Source organism: uncultured Psychroserpens sp., assembly GCF_947503375.1.
Taxonomy (GTDB): domain Bacteria; phylum Bacteroidota; class Bacteroidia; order Flavobacteriales; family Flavobacteriaceae; genus Psychroserpens.
Genome location: NZ_CANNDQ010000030.1, coordinates 1 through 370 on the forward strand (window position 1 = coordinate 1; position 370 = coordinate 370).

1 protein-coding gene is annotated in these 370 nt (G+C 44.1%); it reads left to right on the top strand.

Annotated features, from left to right (window positions below; genetic code table 11):
* Nucleotides 1–370: hypothetical protein (locus Q0876_RS15655; RefSeq protein ID WP_299229824.1), on the top strand; the 370-nt coding region annotated here is incomplete at both ends.

Consider the following 370-nt stretch of genomic DNA (forward strand, 5'->3'; position numbering starts at 1 on the left):
CCACTAAGTGCAGGACCATATGAGTTTGATGTAGAACAAGCACCAGAAGCTGATATTACAGTACCTGAGTTCCCAGAAGGCATTGCTTGTGCAGATGCAGCAGGATATGAGGCAGCAGATGCAACATACAGCAATGGTTTAGAGCAAACAGCATGTGAGATTTCAGGATCAATCACAGCTACAGTTGAAAAAGATTACGATGCATGTGGTGGAACAATTACTATTAGCTATAGCGGACAAGATGAGTGTGGTCGTCCACTAAGTGCAGGACCTTATACTATCGATGTTGATGTAGCACCAGAAGCTGATATTACAGTACCTGAGTTCCCAGATAGTATTGCTTGTGCAGATGCAGCAGGATATGAGGCAG